Genomic DNA, 18,167 nt, shown 5'->3' with positions numbered 1-18,167 from the left:
ATTGGGGCGAATGTCAATTTATAAAGTGTCAATATACAAAAGTATTCATCAAAAACCACAAGCTTTTTCTTTCTGGCTTGATCATGATGGCTTTGGCTTTTTTTTCGTCTCATAACAAGCTATAATGCCATTAGCCAATTCATCCATCCATCAGCTAATAACGCACATAACCCAAAAAAGCACTTTCATGAAACAAGACATCGCATCCAACGCCAAAACCACCATTTCAGTGATCGGCCACACCAATGTCGGCAAGACCTCACTGCTGCGTACATTGCTGCGCGACAGCTATTTTGGTGAAGTAAAAAACGCATCAGCGACCACGCGCCATGTCGCCGCTGTGCAGATTTTATCTGATGATGGCAAACCGCTCGTGACTTTACACGACACCCCAGGGCTAGAAGATGCCAGCGGTGTGATGGATTTTATTCAAGACCATACCGATGGCCGTGCTGATGGTGTCGAGCGGCTGCAGACATTTTTAGGGGCAGTGGCGGAACATGATAGTAATCTGGACGGTGGTTTTAGTCAAGAGGCCAAAGTCATCAAAAGCCTTATTGATGCAGACATCGCCATCTATGTCATTGACGCGCGTGAGCCTGTATTGTCCAAATATAAAGATGAGCTGGCGATTTTGGTCAGTTCGGGTACGCCGATTTTACCTGTGTTTAATTTCATTCATCAAGGCCAAGACAACTTGGTTATCTGGCGCGAGATGCTATCGCGCAGAGCGTTGCACATTGCGTGCAGTTTTGATACCGTGGCTTTTGACTTTGATAATGAAATGCAGTTATGGATGCACTTGGCCACTTTGTCAAACCAAGATCCTGCCATCGTTCAGCTGATCAATGAGCGGCGAGCAGCTTGGCAAAATCTATTAGAGTCTGGCAGTCAAATGATTGCGGATTTTTTGGTGAATGTGGCAAGCTTTAGCCAAAAAATCGATGAAAAGGATGATCCAGCGCCGACGCTTAGCCGTATGCAAAATGCAGTGCGTCAGGCCGAAAGTATTCTGCACGAGCGCCTGTTAACGCAGTATCGTTTTTATAATGAATCTGTGAGCGGTGATTTGCCAACCATCAGCGGTGAGACGCTGGATATTTTTGATGGCGATCTGCTTAGTCGCTATGGTATCCGAACCGCAGGCGGCAGCGTGACAGGGATGTTGATTGGTGCTGGCATCGATGCTGCCACGCTTGGCGCAAGTCTGGGTCTGGGTACAGCGATCGGCGGTGTGCTTGGCGGCATCCTGCCAAATACGGGTGCGATCAAAGACAAAGCCATGGGTGTGCAGACGCTTAGCATCGATCAGGCCACTGTAACACTGATCGCCGCTCGCGCGCAGAGTCTGCATCATCATCTGCGTCATCGCGGTCATGCCAGCTTATCGGCCATCACCGCTGATGGCACCACCCTGCCATGGCAAAGCGATAAACTGCCTTCTGCCATCCGCAAGGCGCGCGCTCATCCTGAGTATTCTAGCCTGTCAGGCAGCTATGATGACAAAGCAAACTTAAGAAGTGATCTGGCCGATGATTTGGCAGAGTTATTGGTGGCGCATGTGGAGAGTTTGGGGAGTGAGGTATACTCGCGCGTGTCTTTAAATTAGTATATAGAGTTATTTTTTTAAATTATTTAAATTCTTAATTATTTATTTTAACATTTAATTATTTATTTCGTTATTAGAAATATTTAGAATTCATACGTTTGGAAATAAATAGGTTAATGGCTGTAACTACAACTGCCAAGACGGTTAGGAATATACATATAGTGCTACAGCTAGCGTCTTTTAATGAATAGCAAGTAAGAGTGTTGGCACCACTTTATTGTTTGATTTATGCGTTTTGGTGACATTGTCCTTGTTATTTTTGGCTGAGCTATCAATAATATAGCACTATTTGGGTGTTTGTTGTCCACATGATCAGTTCTGTTACCGATCCTTTAGTGTTGATTGGGAGGCATCAAACACCCTGATGGAACTTTAATATTGGAAATTTGCTGAGTATACCTGTAATAGTACGCTAATTATTACTCAGAGTTGTAGTGATCCGATATTAGGTTATTCATCATCTTCGTACTCCTCATCAGGATCTGTGTGGGTATCCCAATACAAGACTTTAGGTGGTTGATAGCCCATGTAATCAAGGATGTAACGGATTTCCTCAAAGCCTTCACCGGTACCATCATAACCTTTGTTCTTGGTGATTTGCTGTTTTGGATCATAATCAGTTAAATCTAGGGCTTCTGCTTGTTCCATATTCATGATGATTTCACGAGTGAATGGGTTGATAGGAACGGCCATGATTCGACCATCCCCATGGCCTGTGTTCATCACTTGGAACGAGAACATGGAATCACAGCCCATGACACCAAACATATCATATTCGTACACACCATTGCAGTTCCAAATTGGTAGCTCTCTTGCCAATAGGAAGCTTGAATCAAAGCAAGCGCCACCTACGACAGGGCAATAGCCCCATTTTTCAGCGATGTAGGTCAGCATTGGTAGATACTGCTTGATCATCAGTTGCTGTTCATCAAGAGGTCGTTTAACAACACAATTACCATCTTCTTCTTCGTAAATGACAGGGTAGCCATCAATTTCAGTTGGACGGTTAGGGTTATCGATCAGACGCATAAGGTTTCTCCTTTGGTTAATAATTGCGTTTGTTAGTTAGTTAATCACTTATCTTTGCTTAAAAATGACCATTCGATGGTTTCTTCAAGCACAGGTACAACTTCTTCTGGTTTTTCACCGGACAAAACATCATCATCGTCTAACATGATTAGGGTGGTGATGACATCCGCACCGTAGAATACGCCAGATGGCTGAACTGGTCTTTGAGAAGTGGCGCGACGCGCATCTTCTTCATTCGTACGAACTGGGCGATACCATGGCAAGTGACGAAGGTCTTGGGTTAAGAAGAAAGCTTGCTCTTCAATCAGTTTAGTATGAACTTTCTCTCTGCCATTGATAAAGTCTAGGAAACCATCTACTTCTTCTTCTTGACGAGTGAAGAAGTCCTCAATACCATGGAATACACTTTCAATCACTTGCATCAATTCACCGTGGGTCAATCTTACCCCTAAAGGTAGTATGACCTCTCGACTGATTTTTTCTTGGTACACGCTTTCTAAGGTTGGTTTTTCTGTGTCAAAGTAAACTTCAACGTCACCATTGATGCGCTCAACCATAGCTTGATAGTGTTCTTTTAGTTTCTCAGCAAACTTGACTGGACCGATCTCATTAAGCTCTTCAAGTTCTTCAAGCACAAAATCAGCGATGTCTTTATTGTTGTAGTCATACAAAGTAGCTCTTTCAACATGTTCATAAGACAACAGATCATCCCTTACCAACCCAGTGCTTTGTGTTGCATCCTCTACACCTGGATCAAACTCACCTCGCACATAACCCGTAAAATCTCTGGCTTTTCGCATAGCCAAGGTAGGGAATTTGATTTTAGAGCGAGCTTTTAGACGCTCCGCAATTTCTTCCTCAGATGGTTTTTCATAGATTTCGTATTCATCGTCCTCTTGAGTCTTGTCTGATGAAAGGTTATCCCGCCACTCAAATGGAAGTTTTTTAAGTTGACCAATGCCACCAAACCAACTTGCAGGGTAGTTAAACAAATAATCCAAGTTTTCAGGTTCACCACAAACAGTGTGTAGTGGTCTGTAATTTTTTACCCCGCGATTCATTGTAGCATCCAACACTAGGGCAAGATACAATGCATCTTTAATCATAGCAAGGTCATAAGCATGCATCAAACCTGATCGGGCTTCACCAGTAGTCGACCACAAGGCACCACGCCCAAACAAGTGAGCAGCGCGATCTGAGCGTTTAACCATAACATGCTTGAAGAAAGTTTCCGCAGGCGCGTGGGGAATGATATGATCATCCCATGCTGGAATCGTCCAAGCATCTTCTGGATAGTAGCAGCTTTCATCAATGTAGTTTTTCAACTCATAGTTATTCATGTTTTTATCATAATCCGCAGGGATATGATTTTTTCTCAAAATTCTGCGTAGAATGATTGATTTATTGCGAATACGAGCATTATCAGCGATCGTCTCTTCAAAACCTCGCCCAACATCAGCACCATCATAGAAGTGGTTAAACTCAGCAAATTGCTCTTCAGTGCTAAATCTACCAAGGGCATTTGGTAGAAGCGCCCACAAAGCAGGGATGTTGTTATCAGCATTCAACATAGGGATGAGAAGCTCATTCACCGCCCACAGACATGCAGCACGCTGTACTGTATTCAAGCCAACATAGAAGCTTGGAGCGTTTTGCACGCGGTTTAAATCGTATTTATAATCCGACCATTCAGTCTCTTTAAGACCGTCTTCGGTTTGCTCTTTGGTAAGTTCATGCAGGTAGAAATCACCGTTAAAATGACCCTCGGGACTACTATAAGGCAGTTTGGAATCTTTTGCTAAGCAGTTGGCGATATGCTTGTCATTCAATGGGATGGCAACAGATTTGATGTTTGCATGAAGTGGCCAGAACCATTGTTCTTCATAGATAGGGTGATATGCCCCAAAGAAGCCGCTACATACTGGGCGTGCAAATGCACGGTAGGTTTGCCCATCATGCATTAGTCGCTCATGCAGGTCAGCGAAATCAGTTGTCGTATCCCAATAGGAACGACCACGGTCCTCATAGAAGTCTTGGATGAAGCCGACAAGATGCTTGTATTTCGTCATCGTGCGTTGTTCAGCTTGAGCCCAAATTGGGGTCTCAACATTCAATCTGTTAGAGAAGCGAAAGAACAGGGGATTAAAACCTTTTTCAAGTTCTTTGGCGTTCAGATTTAACGGAAGATGCTCATTTTTCTCGGAAGACATAAATTAATCCTTAAATTAAGTTTTAAAAACAAGGCTTTTTCTATGGGATATAGTATCATTCAAATGCTGAACCGTAAAGCGTTATTGGCTGCCCTAAAATTAAAAACGCCTTTGGCGTTGTTGTAGAGCATAACGCGGTTGTTAACATTGTGAACTTATCAGGGGCTGTCTGCACTAGCCCAACACCCCAAACACCCCATAAGAGGTTATACCACCCCAAACTAGAAGTAATCTCTCATGACAAAACAGCGTAAGCAGTACAGCACTGAGTTCAAACTAGAGATGTTCAAACTCATAGAAGAACAAAATCAGCGTGTTGTTGATGCTGCTAAGCAATATGATATCGGTAAATCGACTTTAGAAAACTGGCTTAAACGTTATCGTCTTGAACTTCAAGGTAAGCCATTGCCCACAGGTCATGCCTCAACACCAGAACAACTTCGTAAAGAAAATGCCCAGCTAAGACTTGAGCGAGACATCTTAAAAAAGGCATCCGCTCTATTAACTCAAGACAGCTTACTATTCCGCTAATAGAGCAATTGATGGTGCAAAACAGTGAGCTGACCACCAAAGCTCTGACCATGGCTTATACATACGCTTTAAACCAACTGGTGTGTTATTTCATTCAGATCAAGGCACTCATTACACCAGTCGTGCGTTTGCTGATGTTGTTGCTAGATGTAAGAGATGACACACAGCATGATTAGAAAAGGCAATTACTGGGATATGTTTGGCGGAAATAGCTTGATTTCTTTGTTAAAAATTCAAAAATCTGATAAAATATTGGATTTTAATTCTTGTTTGTTGGTATACTTTTCTAATGAGAAACAAGCCTACTGTAATTGATATGTTTTCGGGTTGTGGCGGTCTTTCAAGAGGCTTTATAGATGCAGGTTATGAAGTACTGCTCGGTGTTGATTTTGACGAGATGGCACTAAAAACATTCGAAAGAAATCACGAAGGAGCCATTGCGCTCAAAGGTGATTTATTTAAGGATGAAACTATTGATGAAATGGCTGAGGTGATCAACCATCGTTCAGTGGATGTTATTATTGGAGGACCACCTTGCCAAGGCTTTTCTTTGACAGGTAAGCGCCAAGAGGATGATGATCGTAATATATTGTTTTACAGCATGGTTAAAGCTGTTGAGTGCTTTCAACCCAAAGCGTTTGTACTGGAAAATGTCCCTAGCTTAGCCACTTTGTATCAAGGCAAAGCAAAAACAGCTATTTTGGAAGAATTTGGTAAACTGGGCTACACTATCAATTTCCAGGTCCTTTATGCACCTGATTACGGCGTTCCTCAAATTAGAAAGCGTATTTTCTTTGTTGGTTTAAAAGATGGTGCAAGCTTTGAATTCCCAGAGCCTGTGCACGCACCAGAAAACTATGTGACTTGCGAGCAAGCTATTGGTGATTTACCGAGTTTGCAAGATAGTGTTGGTCAAGCGATTGCCAAATACAACTCCCCTGCCACTTCAGAATACCAAAAGAAAATGCGTGCTAATTCATCCGTTCTGTTAAACCATGTGGGTACAGTGCATACTGACCATGTTATTTCGGTTATCAGACAGGTACCTGAGGGTGGCAATCATAAAGATCTACCACCAGGTGTTGGCGATAGTCGTAAGTTTAATGAAGCCTGGACTCGCTATCACAGCAAAAAACCATCTCGGACAATTGACACAGGGCATAGAAACCATTTTCACTACAAATGGGATCGAGTACCCACTGTACGAGAAAATGCTCGTCTACAAAGCTTTCCCGATGATTTTGAATTTATCGGCAATAAAACTCAGCAGTATAAACAAGTGGGTAATGCCGTCCCACCCCTGCTTGGCTACCATCTTGCCAAAAAATTAAAACCTTATTTGGATAATTAATCATGCCTTTAAATTATATTGATTTATTTGCAGGATGTGGTGGTTTATCAGAAGGTTTTCATAAAAACCCAAATTATAATTTCATCGCTGCGGTAGAATGGGAAAAAGACCCTGCAAACACTTTAATTCATCGACTAAAAACCAAATGGCAAGATGCTAATGCCGAAGAAAAAGTGCTAAGATTTGATATTCAGCGTACCGACGAGTTATTTAATGGTTGGGAAAATGATAAAGAGTACGGCACACATCATGGTCTTAATACCGTGGTTGGCAATCAGACAATTGATTTAATTATCGGTGGACCGCCATGCCAAGCATACTCAATGGCTGGCAGAGCTCAAGATGGCAACAATATGAAAGATGATTACCGCAATTATCTTTTTGAAAGTTACATCAAAGTCGTTGATAAATATCAGCCCAAACTCTTTGTCTTTGAAAATGTGGTTGGTTTATTGTCAGCTCAACCCAAAGATATACCTGTGACTGAACTAATCCGAAAAGAATTTGACAAACACGGCTATGCGATTATTTCTGATCTAAAAAAGCATGCTTTGCAAGATCTAACAGAATTTGGCGTACCCCAAAATCGCAAACGAGTAATTATTGTTGGAATAAGAAAAGACTTAGTCTTAGACAGTGAAAGTGTTTTGACTAATTTTTATCAGAATATTCTTCCAAATTATCACGCACCAAAGAAGACGGTATACGAAGCAATTGGGGATTTGCCAAAATTACTACCTGTGGACGAATATAAGGTAGGTTCTAAAAAATATTCGCACACGCCATTTGAAACTGGTATTAACGCTCACAATCCAAGGTATCACAACTCAATTGATATTGCGATATTTAAAATATTGGCAAGTGATATCGAGTCAGGACGCAAGGAATATCTTACAACAAAAAGTCTACAAAAGCTATATCTAGATTTTCGAGGTAGGAGCTCATCCGTACACAAGTATTATGTGCTTAGACAGAATGAACAAAGCAACACCATCCCTGCACACTTAAATAAGGATGGGTTGCGACATATCCATTATGACTCAAAACAAGCCAGATCAATTACTGTTAGAGAAGCGGCAAGATTACAAACTTTTGATGATGACTTTGAGTTTATGTGTTCGGCGGGGTCAAATTACAAGATGATTGGTAATGCAGTGCCTCCGCAATTTTCCAAGGCGCTTGCACAAGCTATTTTAGACTTATCAGCAAATTTGGAGTAACCAATATAGTCCAAATAAGGTTACGTCTTATAGCTAGAATTTTTAGCCCTCAGCATACTGGGCAATATCCAATTCTCGCAAAATAGCAATTAAAACATCAACTACAATACTATTGCCTGCTTGGCGATACATTTGTGTATCGCTCACATTGATTTTAAAACTATCTGGAAAGCCCATTAGTCGCAAACACTCTCTCGGGGTGAGCTTTCTAATTCTTCCATGTAAATGGGTGACATAATTATCGACCCCCGCTCTGTGCATTTTATGCATGCTTTGTAGCAACGTTCTTGCAACCGGTAAATCCGTTTTAGGCCTAGCTTTATATAATTTTGTCCCATGAGCTAAAACATACTTTTTAACACTGTCAGATAAATAATATTTTTCCTCCACATCCTTGACATTAAATACAAATGAATCAGCTTTATCTACAATATCAAACACAAAGTCGCCATGCCAATTAAATTGCTGATTTGCCTTTTGACATAATGCAACTTTACCATTTATCTGGGTGTAGCATTTGTTTTTATTTAATGAGCTAGTTACAAACTTAATACCTTTTTCACTTAGATAGTATTTACTATGCGTATAATCTTCCAAAAAATCTTGCATTGTATATTTTAAAACAATAGGTTTTGGAAATAAAAACCCTTGGGTGCGCCTCTTACGAAACCCAATAACAAATAATCGATTTCTATTTTGTGGAATGCCATAATCTTTACTATTCAATAACTGTGAGTAGATATCATAGCCCAACTCTTTGAAAGCACTCTGAACAATCCTCCATGTATTACCACCATCATGATTCAAAAGACCTTTAACATTTTCAAATATAAAAATTTTAGGTTTGGATTCTTTAACTACTCGGGCAAATTCATAAAATAAAGTACCTCTTGCATCCTCCAAGCCCAATCTTTTGCCAGCAATAGAAAATGCTTGGCATGGACTTCCACCAACCAAAAGATCTACCCCATAACGAAAAGGCTTGGCATTAAAATTCCTAATGTCATCATGCCACCTATCTTCACTAATCCTATAATTACTCAAATAGCTAATCTTGACAAATGGATCAATATCTCCCGCAAACTCAATACTGTGATTAATATTCAGGCGCAATAATGCTTGTTCAAGCGCACCAATGCCACTAAAGACAGTTCCAACCCTTAGCTTGCTAGGACTGCGGCAACTTAAATCGTCAACAAATTGATAATCATTTAGAGATTCTGTCATCTTACAAGCACCTTATCAGCTATTAAAAATAGATTGATTCTTGCTGTACTTTAAATAATCCTGCTCATATTTTTCAATTAAACCACTTAAAATAATACATTGTTTAAGTGATAGGTCTCGTGCCTGCCTACTCGCTGTTTGCAAAACACCTTCTTCAATCCTTGATAGATCAACTCTTGATTGGCAATATTCTAAAAATCCAAACCAAAAAGTCTTTCCATAGCTATTAATTTTTTCAACCAACTGAATATCTTGATTTCTTTTTTCCAATACGCCTCTCTCGCTAGTCGCTTTCTCAATATCCTCCAAGTCTAACAATTCTTTTTTGAATTGCTCTGAAATACAAGACTCGAGTGCATCTTTATAACTACCCGTTATCTGCGCCCAACAACCATCCTTCTTTGCCCATTCTGAAATATTACTAGTCGTACGACTTGGGTGATCAGTATTTAGCAAAATATCATTTACAGCCTTTGACAAAGTAATAAGCATGCTTTCAAATGCTTGGGAAATTTCATGATTTTTCCAAATTTGCTGATAGTTTATCTCTTTTTTGTTCCGCTTCAGGTGCCACGCAACAAAAGCAAGAGTGTAAATAACGATGTTGGCTCGATATCCATTGGTATACCACGGTTGAGTTTGCACGATTCGCTCCGTACGTTTAAAAATTATCGCACGGGCAATCACTTTTTTATAATAATCTTCATTGATTGAATTTTGAAACTCTTTCTTTTTCCAATTTTTCAAAATTTCCTCGGTGAATTTCACAAAATTCTTTTGCGCACCCATGTTTACCCATTTTGGCTCATTAAAATCCCAAACCATCATATATTTTGCCAAATCAGTTTTGTTGAATAATTGACTTTTTGGATATTTTATCTTGTTAAGCCTTGTGTCTTTTTGTAGCATCTCGTTATATTGACCACGAGACCGTTCATAAAACCATTGGGTTTGCCGATATGCGGTAGCTTGCACAACTGGAGCCCATATTCTTCTTGATAATTCCTCAAGTTTAACATGATAAGGATGGTTTGCAGATAGATCGGAGGCATTTACTTTGTTTTGAGTGTTGGCATATTGTGAGATTTTTGCTACCAAATCCTCATCAGTTAAATCACTGTTAATGATCGACAATTTCATTTGCACATAAATTCTAGATAAATCAGCCCCGTCTTTTAATTTGGCCCTTGCCAAAGAAACGGTTGTTTGTCCGCCATTAACAATCTGAAGATCCACTAGTTTGGTAATCTTCAAGACGCCACCAATATCTTCAACTTCCACAGAAGATGCCGTTGCTGTAATACCGTTATTATAAGCAAAAAAATACTCCGGCTGATCCAAAATTGTTCTACGAATTCCTTTATTCACCCCGCCTTTTGCTTGCAAAAAACTTCTCACATTTTGTTCCAACAATCTTGCTCCATGATCATTATACAGATCTGCCAAAACCCCGCCTGGAACAACTACCAAGTACGAGCGCATCTTCTCAGTTAAATTGGATGCATCCAAACAAGCTAACGCTGAATCATATCTATCAACAAAATCTATCTCGATAGCCTCTCTACTCTTAGAGGCATTTCTTAAATTTGCCCAGCGAGAAATATCCCAAAAATGATATTTGATATTTATCCCGTCAATCTCTACACGCAAGAAATCCTTAAATTTCTCACTGGTTGCTCTTTCGCTAATAAAGAATAAATTAACTTCATCAATATTTTCTTTATAATCCTCAATGTATTCTGCAATGCGATATGCAGAGTTTGACTCATCAATTTTTTGATATAATTCATTATTCAATGATTCAGTAAAAAATTTTAGAAGTCGCTTGAAATATAAATCGACATCCGTCTTGCCTATTCTTTCCAAACCATCCCTCTGCTCATAATCTGTAATAAAAAGATCAATTCTGACCGAATCACTCTCTTCATTCTCTTCGATGTCAAAACCATGTATATGAGCACCGTTATATGAGGGGTTGTTGCAGTCATTAAAAGCCTGGATATCGCCGATATCAATCAAATCCGAGGTGATTAAATCCAAAAAAGCCAACTGCTGATAGCTACCGTTTGCTGAAGCCTTTACAGAGGTCTCACTTTTAATCATTGAGAAAAATTCATTTAAATCCATATTGAACCTCGAATATCTATAACCTAATTTAAAGCATACAGCCCATTAATACAAATTGAGCTTTTAAACTGCTCAATCTTGTCGATTTCAATGCCATATTTTACATTTACCACGCCATCAGGTATTGCACCACTAGTTAGCTTCGGAAATCCATCACTTGCCAAATATGAACCAACTTTTCGAATTTGATATTTTAAATCATCATATTTTTCATTTTTTAAATAGCCTACCTCTAGCAACTTTTCATGTAGAATTAATTTACTAGACGAACTTAATAAATCCTCCAAATTTTCAACAAGTTGATTCAAGCTAACACCTGCATTTAGCATATCGCATTTAGTGACCGCATAAACCATTATATATAACTTCTCAACACTTGCTTGCAACTGATCCAAAGATGAGATGGTAATAACTTTTTTATCCATATTTCCAATAGATTTTATTTCCACGACCTCGTTTTCAAAAATAAAATCTTGTTGTAGTCTCTCTGGTCCACGCCATGACTCCACAACATATGAAGAAAATTCTTTGTTGTATTCAATTAAATCATGCATAAATTGCAATTCTGCAATCAATCCTTGAATTTTTTCCTCTGATAAAATACCTTTTCTTGATTGCATGAATCTTTGCCAATTTTTTAGATTGTTTAATAATTTGGCAACAAATAAGTCCTCATTGTTTTCAGAAACACACTCAGACAAAAGAATAAATAGGATATAGTCAAATATATCCAACATTTCCGCATTCAAGAGCTTAATATTGAGCAAAAACAATCCGCCTTCACTCTTTGCTAAATCAATTTTCATCGAGTTAATATTGAGATTAAGACTTCTCAGTAACATTAACGGATTTTTGCTTAACGATATTAAACACCGATAAGCTCCATCAAAATCTTTCGCGATATAAATATCAAAATTTGATGTTTCAAAAATTCTGCGGACGCTTAGCTTATCCTGCGCTGGTATCGCCAAGCTCGACCAAGGAAAGTATTTATTCATAATCCTCTCCCACCAAGTCCTCTTCATTGCCAGAGTCTAACAAGCTATTTATATAGGGACCATTTGCCAAAATTGTAGTAACCGTGGTATTGTTATCACCGTATGGAAAACTAAGGGCGATTGTTGGAACGCACTCAAGAGTGCTAGTATCATTAAGTCCATCAATACTCTTAATTTTTACTAGATACAGCAACAAAAGTGGCTTTTGTCTAGCACGTCTATAGCGAGCAGCTCGATTTTTTTCTTCACCATTCTCCAATTGATCCAAATCTAAACCGTGTTTTTCATCTTCCTGCCCGCCAACACGAGCTTTATTTAGCCGATAGAATGGCTCGCCTTTATCATAGGCTTTGCGTTCAATGCAATTAAAGTCAGCAAACGTTGTAATGTCAGATGTTTTATTTTTGGTAATAAATGTTACATCCATTTTTGGATACTTAGATTGTATTTTATCAAGGTATTCAATCGACTTTTGAAAGTGTAGTACATTCAAATCACTAAATCCAGGATTGAATTTTTCCAAAAAATCTACCACGATGGATGTGTCCACACCCTGAAATACATCCGCCTGCTTGGTCTCCAATGGTTTTCTTAAGTTTTGTTTCACCAAGCCATCCCAAAGTCGCTCAAACAAATCCAAGTTCGCTTTCTGAACACCCAAATCTTTAGTAAGCTGGTGTAACTCTTTTAGCTGACCGGCAAAAGATAACGACAATTCAATCTTCTGACCTCGTCTTGATTTATTTTTGGCAGTAACCATCAAGCCTTCTTCGCTTGACTGCACATAAAGCCCAAAGTCCTTTGGTGTCAGAGACATTTGATTCATACTAGCCACCTGATCCTTTAGATTCTGGCTAGCGTTTGCAATGTGTTGGTACCAAAAATACGCCTCCTCTGTCATAAAGATTCGGCACAAATCCTCGTAACCCGGTCGATAACCAAACCATCTACCCATTTGTAGTAAAGTATCATACATTTTGGTGCTTCGATAAAAATAACTAGTCGTCAAGCCCTCAATTGTCAGTCCACGAGATAGGCTAAAACCACCGATGGTAATAGCCATCAGTCCCTTGCCAATCTTTTTATAATCGTTATAGTCCAAGGCATCTTGAGACTTACTATTTACAACAAATGTTTTGAAGCTATAGTCTTTTGGAGAATCACCAAACATGTGAATTAACTCCACAAGCACTTCTTTCCAATGGAATAACTCTTCATCGGTCTTGGTATCATTTAAGAAATATTCATTGTAGCACTGGTGCAGTTGCTTAATTACTTCTGAACTCTTTTCAATATCGGGTAATTGCCCATTAATAATCAATTCTTTACGAATGTCATCAACATATGAATCCACATGATTTTTGATTTGATTTTGAACATTGACAAATGTTGAAACATTTATCAACATGGAGCAATGATCATTCGACTGACCTCTCAAATTTCTTATCGCTTTCGTGATTAAAAAACTTTGAATAGCTAATTTTAAAGATTGTGGCAGATCTGTCACTTTTAGTGTTTTTTTATGCCCTTTGGGAAAAAACCGATCGACCTCATATGGATCGAGTATCGAGATATGCTCCGACCCATCCCCATCTTTTAAAAATATTTTTTGCGGTCCAAAATAATTGGTTGGCGGACTCAATGAATAAATAAAATCTTTTGGAAATAAATCTTCTAAGGTTTCAGAGTTATACGCATCAGGGTCGATAAAGATGTTTGCAAATGGAGTCGCTGTATAACCAACATAACAGCTTTGGCGAAAAATATGTAGGATTTTTCTAAGGTAACTATTGGTTCTAGTTGGATCATCGCCAATTTGACTGGTGTTAATTGAAGCGTTGTCAGACTCATCATCAATCATAAGCATGGGAATGTCAATTTTATCGTCATGTCTATTTTTACTATACTTAGTTAGCCAAGTATATAAACTCTTCAGTGTATTGGTATTTTTCTTGATGACTAGCACAACAGGAGAGCGGGAGATGAGATCGCCGAGATTTGCTTGCATTTGATTGGCAAATCTACTATTAAAATCATCCTCCTGCGTGGTAAAAGAAATAGGATGTGGATGCTGTGGATTTAATTTGGCAACACCAATGGGCTTAACGCCCCCAATCTGCGCCTTAAGACTTTCTCTACCAATAAATCCCTCATCTACACGCTGCTGTGTTTGTTTTCTTAGGTTATTGTGGATGCCAGCAATGATGATAATAAATCGATAACCTGCATCTGCAGCCTTGGTGACTAAAGACAAATAGTTACCAGTTTTTCCTGATTGCACATCGCCAACCACCAAACCTCGTCTTTGAAATGATGTTGAGCTTAATGGATCTCCCAAAAGGCCTAATATTTCATCATTTACTTTAGATATTGTGTTGACAATTATTGGTGCCATACCTTTATGTTTTAAGAACTGCTCATAGCCATTGCTATAAATTTTATCCTCAGATAAAATTCTCTCGGGCCAATTTTTGTTATGTTCAGAAGTTGAATCTGTAATGACATCACCAACACTCATCGAGCAACTTAGCACTGATTCAATATGTCGGACAATAACATCAACAGAACCCTCATAGCCATAAACAGCGACAAATTGATTGGTCTTTTCCACAATTGCTTCACCAGTTGGTGATTTGCCATCAAAAAACGTAACTACGCTATTTGCGATACTTTGCTGAATGTCATTTAACATATTCATGCACCCATTTAATAAGTTGATTCTCAAAACCTAAAAAAAGACCTGTCTGCTTGCACGCTTCTAGCAACTTTTTCTCATCACTATCTATAGCAAAAATATCTGCAATTTGCAAGAATTTATTATGCAGAGATATTAAATCCACTGAATTTTCCGATGTACTAGTAATGGCTTTTGGTGCAGATGACATATCGGCATAAATCGATTCCACAGGTAGCGCTCGACTAAAAACATCCAAAATTAAAGACCACTGGCTCTTTTGAGAAGTATTGAGTGTCTTCTCAAATTCTTGAATAATTGGGTAATTTCTATTTATGGCATAAGTTATATATCCGTCATTAACAAGCCTTTCCCATGGTCTGTTTATTTGTGAAAGCGAGCGAGCGGTTCTTGCACCATAAATACGTTTGCTTGCCCCTGCTATTCTTTCAATAATTTCAATTAGTCTTTGTCTAACTGCAGATGGTGGAGACACTTTTGACTTCTTAACATCTATTTGCCATTCTGCATCCAGGGTATTGTCAAAGTGTATTTCAATTCGAGCAAGTTTTGTAGATTCACTTTTTTTAATCAATCGAAACCAATCTCCCCAGACCATTAGCCGGCCATTTCGATACACATAAAACCCTTGATTATTCAATAAATCGCTTTTATTTTTCAGATATTCTTCCTCGTCTTTTTTAAGCCACTTATGATGAGGAAGAATGTGGGTATGGATTGTCACTGCAGAGTCACCCACTTTTACTTTTTCCACTGGATGATTTTGCGTATTATGATTCTTAAGAAGAAAAGGGTCGACAGGATTAATCTTATTGCAATTCAAAGAAATCTCCAACTTATCGCCTTGAAGTCCAGACAAAAAGCGATGAAACACCAATGCAATATGATCTCTCAAGTTGTTTAATGTGTCATTTAAATACTTTGGGTTGTTATTTTTATCAAAGACTCTATCCACTTCCCTCCAAATAACTATTGTACCATGTGGTTCAACTAGCTTAACTAGATCATCATCAAGGTTAATATCTTTTGGTTCCCTAATCTGTAAAAGCCACTTCCCTTGATTGATCACATGATCTAAGTTCCATTCAACACAGTTAATTTCCTTATTTTTGGAAGTCAATACGATCAATCGTCTAGCTTGCGAAAAAGTAGCAGTTTTTAAACCCAATCCAAAGCGCCCTAAGTCGCTCTCCTTGCGAACCTCATTGGGGCCGATATAAGCAAAACGCATAGCTTCATAAAGCTCATCTTTGGACATTCCGATGCCATTGTCCGCTATGATTAGCTCAGGATTTTCACTACTTGTAAATCGAATTTCAATTTTTGATGCTTGTGCCGCTATGCTGTTGTCAATAATATCTGCAACGGCAGTATTGAGATTGTATCCAATATCTCGCAATGATTGGATGATAGAGGATGCTTTGGGCTCAAGTAGTTTTTCCATAACCAACTCCCCGAGAATTAAAAAAAATTATATAAATAATGTTATCTTATTTCAAGATCTATTGGGTGATCCGACCTGGTATTGAGCTATTTAAGCACCCTGAATTATACCAATCTTGAACACTTTTACCTTTGTGCGAAACAGCAGATAGTTGTAAACAACCTCCAATTATGCTTGATTCAACTCTCAATGTTTAGAAAACTTTGGTATTCAAGTGATTTTTACACAGTCGTAAGCGTCAGATGTTAATTTGGTGCATAAGATTAAGTAAGACCTTGGCCATAAATCAGATTGCATGAAGTCTTCAATAAGACAGCCATCGGTATTCAATGATACCTACAAACCAATTAAAACAAATTGGGTGTAATTTATTTTATAACAAATTTTAAGTTTTGCAAACTTTTTAAACTTTGATTTATTTATTTTCAAAAAAAAAAAAGAAAATCCACATTTCTGAAAAATGCAGATTGATTGCCATTTACACTATACAAAAAAAGCCATCTTTGGTTTCTTTAAATGCTTCAGCTCATACTGCGTATCGATTTGATTTTAGAACTAACATCAGCAAACGCACGACTGGTGTAATGAGTGCCTTGATCTGAATGAAATAACACACCAGTTGGTTTAAAGCGTATGTATAAGCCATGGTCAGAGCTTTGGTGGTCAGCTCACTGTTTTGCACCATCAATTGCTCTATTAGCGGAATAGTAAGCTGTCTTGAGTTAATAGAGCGGATGCCTTTTTTAAGATGTCTCGCTCAAGTCTTAGCTGGGCATTTTCTTTACGAAGTCGCTCAAGCTCTTGCTGCCCTGGTGTTAGGGCATGATGTGGGTAATGGCTTGCCTTTTCTAGTTTAAACTCAGTGCTGTACTGCTTACGCTGTTTTGTCATGAGAGATTACTTCTAGTTTGGGGTGGTATAACCTCTTATGGGGTGTTTGGGGGTGTTGTAGTGGTACAGCTTGGCTGGTGGTTTTTTATAGGGTGGTCAAATAAGAGTGGAATAAGTGGTCACGTGAAGAGTGGAATGGATGATCATTTGGAGTGGAAAGTGCAATCGGATGCTTATATTGCAGATACCAAGTTTTTGAGCCTGATGGCGTAATGTTTAGCACCAGTCCATTGCCATCATAAAGTCGGTATAACTTCTCTTTGGGCTTGGCATTATTAATTTCAGCAGTAGTTAAAGGTTTGGTTGTGCGATCCATAACAGTATAGATTCCATCTAAAAAAGTATAAATATAAGCTGTACTGTTATATATACTGTTATTAATGCCAGATTTCAAAGTGGTATATAGGTATCCATCGGACAACAAAAAACCCTTAAAGCTATATACTTCAAGGGTTTTCATGTATCTTCGAATCCTTTCGGACTCTCAAATGGTACCAGTGGTCGGACTCGAACCGACACGCTTTTAAGGGCAACGGATTTTGAATCCGTCGTGTCTACCAATTTCACCACACTGGCATGTATGGTTAAGCTCATCGGCTTATGTGTGCGTATTATACGGATATTTTTACGCTTGTCAAATCATTTTTTCAAAAAAAATTCCAATATTTGATTTATTTAACAACTGTTGCCAATCATAACCCCAAAATCACTTTTGATCACCTGAATATGATCACAAATGCATCGTGAATTTGGCCTATCGCTTATTAAATTAAAATACTATAGATAAAAATTACTTTTTTTCTTGACAATTATGTTGGTTTTGCTAATATCTGAC

General features: G+C 38.6%; 11 protein-coding genes, 1 tRNA gene and 2 pseudogenes. 4 read left to right on the top strand and 10 right to left on the bottom strand.

Annotated elements, in window-relative coordinates:
* The first annotated feature begins 187 nt into the window (after nucleotides 1-187).
* Nucleotides 188-1,609, top strand: a complete 1,422-nt coding sequence (locus B0681_RS02300) for a DUF3482 domain-containing protein (protein ID WP_078317114.1) — start codon at nucleotides 188-190, stop codon at nucleotides 1,607-1,609.
* A gap of 450 nt (nucleotides 1,610-2,059) precedes the next feature.
* Here B0681_RS02300 and B0681_RS02295 read toward each other — a convergent pair whose 3' ends face one another.
* Entirely contained in the window at nucleotides 2,060-2,638 is a 579-nt protein-coding gene (locus B0681_RS02295) for a hypothetical protein (protein ID WP_078317113.1), read from the bottom strand.
* A gap of 44 nt (nucleotides 2,639-2,682) precedes the next feature.
* Nucleotides 2,683-4,848, bottom strand: coding sequence for a hypothetical protein (locus tag B0681_RS02290; protein ID WP_078317112.1), 2,166 nt, complete (start codon nucleotides 4,846-4,848; stop codon nucleotides 2,683-2,685).
* 237 nt (nucleotides 4,849-5,085) lie between these two features.
* Between B0681_RS02290 and B0681_RS02285 the strand changes: the two genes are divergently transcribed.
* The 3 genes from B0681_RS02285 (at nucleotide 5,086) to B0681_RS02275 (ending at nucleotide 7,950) form a co-directional block, all read left to right on the top strand.
* Nucleotides 5,086-5,379, top strand: a complete 294-nt coding sequence (locus B0681_RS02285) for a transposase (protein WP_078317111.1) — start codon at nucleotides 5,086-5,088, stop codon at nucleotides 5,377-5,379.
* Between the two features lie 289 nt (nucleotides 5,380-5,668).
* Nucleotides 5,669-6,730: a DNA cytosine methyltransferase gene (locus B0681_RS02280; protein ID WP_078317110.1), complete on the top strand. Its 1,062-nt coding sequence runs from the start codon at nucleotides 5,669-5,671 to the stop codon at nucleotides 6,728-6,730.
* A gap of 2 nt (nucleotides 6,731-6,732) precedes the next feature.
* Nucleotides 6,733-7,950: a DNA cytosine methyltransferase gene (locus tag B0681_RS02275; RefSeq protein ID WP_078317109.1), complete on the top strand. Its 1,218-nt coding sequence runs from the start codon at nucleotides 6,733-6,735 to the stop codon at nucleotides 7,948-7,950.
* Between the two features lie 42 nt (nucleotides 7,951-7,992).
* On the opposite strand, the gene B0681_RS02270 is transcribed toward B0681_RS02275, so the two are convergent.
* From B0681_RS02270 to B0681_RS02235, 8 genes and pseudogenes are all read right to left on the bottom strand, one after another.
* Nucleotides 7,993-9,177, bottom strand: coding sequence for a DNA cytosine methyltransferase (locus tag B0681_RS02270; protein WP_078317108.1), 1,185 nt, complete (start codon nucleotides 9,175-9,177; stop codon nucleotides 7,993-7,995).
* A 15-nt stretch (nucleotides 9,178-9,192) separates the two neighbouring features.
* Entirely contained in the window at nucleotides 9,193-11,304 is a 2,112-nt protein-coding gene (locus B0681_RS02265; protein WP_078317107.1) for an AIPR family protein, read from the bottom strand.
* 23 nt (nucleotides 11,305-11,327) lie between these two features.
* Nucleotides 11,328-12,302 carry a PD-(D/E)XK motif protein gene (locus tag B0681_RS02260; protein ID WP_158077912.1) on the bottom strand — a complete coding sequence of 325 codons (975 nt, stop codon included), beginning with the start codon at nucleotides 12,300-12,302 and terminating at the stop codon, nucleotides 11,328-11,330.
* Nucleotides 12,295-14,994 (bottom strand): Z1 domain-containing protein, encoded by a 2,700-nt coding sequence (locus B0681_RS02255; protein WP_158077911.1) that lies wholly within the window; start codon nucleotides 14,992-14,994, stop codon nucleotides 12,295-12,297. Before B0681_RS02255 ends, B0681_RS02260 begins: the two co-directional genes overlap by 8 nt.
* Nucleotides 14,984-16,441 carry an ATP-binding protein gene (locus B0681_RS02250; protein WP_078317104.1) on the bottom strand — a complete coding sequence of 486 codons (1,458 nt, stop codon included), beginning with the start codon at nucleotides 16,439-16,441 and terminating at the stop codon, nucleotides 14,984-14,986. The genes B0681_RS02255 and B0681_RS02250 overlap by 11 nt, the downstream gene beginning before the upstream one ends.
* 717 nt (nucleotides 16,442-17,158) lie before the next feature.
* Nucleotides 17,159-17,290: pseudogene (locus B0681_RS02245) on the bottom strand (IS3 family transposase); the annotation flags it as partial.
* Nucleotides 17,291-17,498: 208 nt separating this feature from the next.
* A pseudogene (locus B0681_RS02240) lies at nucleotides 17,499-17,648 on the bottom strand (integrase arm-type DNA-binding domain-containing protein); the annotation flags it as partial.
* Nucleotides 17,649-17,821: 173 nt separating this feature from the next.
* Nucleotides 17,822-17,908, bottom strand: a tRNA-Leu gene (locus B0681_RS02235).
* Nucleotides 17,909-18,167 lie beyond the last annotated feature (259 nt).

It is taken from the genome of Moraxella porci DSM 25326, assembly GCF_002014855.1.
Lineage (GTDB): Bacteria > Pseudomonadota > Gammaproteobacteria > Pseudomonadales > Moraxellaceae > Moraxella > Moraxella porci.
This window is presented reverse-complemented; position numbering and strand designations above follow the sequence as displayed.